1 protein-coding gene is annotated in these 2,875 nt (G+C 48.0%); it reads right to left on the reverse strand.

Annotation, left to right across the window (positions count from 1 at the left end; all coding sequences use genetic code 11):
• Positions 1-2,875 (reverse strand): VCBS domain-containing protein (locus tag A3739_RS07000; RefSeq protein ID WP_156502435.1); only part of this gene is annotated, 2,875 nt, incomplete at both ends.

The following is a 2,875-nucleotide window of genomic DNA, read 5'->3' on the forward strand; positions in this document are numbered from 1 at the left end:
AGTGTGTAAGACCAGTTACCACTTACATCAATATGTGCAGTACCAAATGTGCCCACAATCGTTTCTGGTTTAAAGCTAGACTCGCCATCATCTTTATCAACGATATGTAATTGGCCGGTTGTTAATTGACCACTATCTTCAACCACTTGTCCTGTCGACACGCCACTAATCGTCGCCGCATCATTCGTGCCGGTAATCGTGATGCTTGACGTCTGTGCAGTAGCCCCACCACGCGAATCGTTCACCTGATAACTGATTATTAGTGTCGTGCTCGCACCTGCCGCTAAGTGTTGAAACGTCGCACTGCCCGGGGTCACTGTTATCGTGTGACCATCAGCGGCAAGCGCAAAACCCGCTGGAATATGGGTCGTAGCGGCGGCCCCATCTAGCTCATAGCTTAAATGGCTAACGTGTAATACATCACCTGCATCTTTGTCACTGGCACCCTGTAATAAATCTACGCCATGGGTCGCATTATCTTCAATCGATTGATCTGTAACCGGTGATAGGACCTCGGGTTGAGCATTAACCGATAAGGTTAATGGTCTGGTCGTTTGTTGTACTTCCCCTCCGGCCGAGGCAATTGCGGTAATGGTTAAGGCTATATCACCGTGAAAATTTGGGTTCTGCAGATCGGCCTTAAGCCCATTTAAGTCAGCCTTATCTACCGTCCAAATTTTAGACAGGGCATTATAATTACCGTGGTTCAGCGTTGCATGATCCGGTAAGCCTGATATTTTTACCGTAAGTGTTTCGGTATCGCCACCGGTGTCAATAATTGCTGTGTGCAAGTCTAGCGGTATTTCTGCACCTTGCTGTACAAGGTGAGTAGTCGCTGATAGCATCGGCGCATCAACACTACCATGAATGTTAATGACCACATTGCTGATGACTTGTTCGCCATCGAGTGTGGTTGCAATCACTGGAATTTTTTCTTGTATGGTTTCATGCACACCTAGGTGATTGACTGCCGAGTTAGTATTATCTAATGCATAATGATAATGTCCGGCACTATCAATCGAGAATGTCCCATAAGTAGTATGCTGCTGAACTTGCGGCGTGAATTCTGGCTGATCAATACCATCTAAATCTTTGGCTTTTAATTCTCCTTTGACTTCAAATTGGGCACTATCTTCTTTCAGATCAGCCGTTAAACCCGCTGGCGAAATATCGGCTATACCGGCGTTATTAACATCATAGATATGCGGTGCTGAGGACCCTCCGTGATCATTCGTCACCGACAAAGTATGCTGCCCATTAGATAGGCCTGTAATAGCAACATCAAAGTGACCGTGAGCGTCAACCACCGTCGTCGCTATTGTGTGTCCTGCTTCAACGATATGGATAGTTTCACCGGCAACGCCGGTACCACTAAGTAGATTTGCTCCAACATGCAACTGCTGATAGGTACTAAAATACAAGTAATCCACTTCGCCATTTGGCGCACCATCGCAGACACGATTAATAATTCCGAGCGTACCATCTGAAAATTCTACAATACCATGTTCCCAGGCGTTACCCGTACCTGCTGCCCCGCCACTACCGGTATTCACAGTATTAGGAATATGGTGTGATTGCCACCAGCCGTGACTATCAATTCTGGCAAACCCTCCTTGGCCGCTATGATTTGTCGTTAAGGTAGGTTCATTACCTGAAGTCAATTCGTTATGGCTACTGCCTGGCATGTATAAGCCAACTATTTTCAAGCCTGAACTGACTGTCGATGTTTGACTGCCCCAGTCTGCCGTCGTATCAATCACCGCAGGGTCGGCACTGGCAACTACTTCAAGACTGGTTATGGATAATGTCGAAGTGGCGCCCACTGGCGAAGCATAGGCGGAACTAATAACAGGTTTATCTTCAGTCCCGGTAATGGTGATGCTGACTTGTTGGGTTGAGCCATCGGTCGCTGTGAAAGTATAAGTATCTACGACTTGTTGCTTGGCTGGGTCGGGGTCACTGGGTGATAAATCTTGTACTTTGCTTTGATCAAGGGTATAGGTCCATTGACCATTAACCATGGCTATATGGCCGTAGGTGGTGGTTGTACTGACAAGATCTGGGAAATCAGGTGTTTCGCCTGTATCGGTATCAGATATGCTGAGGGTTCCACTGGCGGTTGCGGTGTCACCTGCGTCTCCTTCAGTTACTGCGCCAGTGCTTGCCCCCGTTATTATAGCTGCATCGTCTTTACCATGAACCGTAATAACGAGATTCTGCGTGTCAGTACCACCGTCTTGGTCGGTCACCGTAATCGGAATGGTGACAGTTTGGTCTGTACCTGCGGCCAAGTGTTGATAGGCGCTGTGACTGGGATCAAAGGTGTACGACCCGTCGGCATTTAGCGTAAAACCGTCTATGGTCGGTGCGGTGTAGGTGGCCGTTTCATGGGCATCGGCATCAGTTGAGGTAATGTTGCCAGAGATCACACTGCCATCTTCAGTCGCACTCTGGGCTTGGATCTGATCCAGGACAGGCGCATCGTTAGTCCCGGTTAAGGTGATGACAAGATTTTTCGTGTCACTAGCTCCAGCCAAATCTGTAAGAGTTACCGGAATTGTAATTGTTTGCACATCGCCTTGGGCTAAATGATTGTAGCTGCTGTGACTGGGATCAAAACTATATTTCCCATTCTGCTGGAGTACAAAACCGTCGACACTCGGGGAAGAAAAGCTAACTCGGTCGTGGTTATCGTGCTCTGCGACATAAATTATCCCTTTTGTTAGTGTCGTATCGCCTTCATGTGCTGCTTGAGCTGTAATAGAGGTGATCTCCGGCGCATCGTTAGTGCCCGTCACGTCGATCGTTATCGTTTGCTGTACCGGTGTGCCGCTGCTGTCTGTGGCCGTGACAGTAAAGTGCTCTGTTACCTGTT

It is taken from the genome of Oleiphilus sp. HI0067 (genome assembly GCF_001635735.1).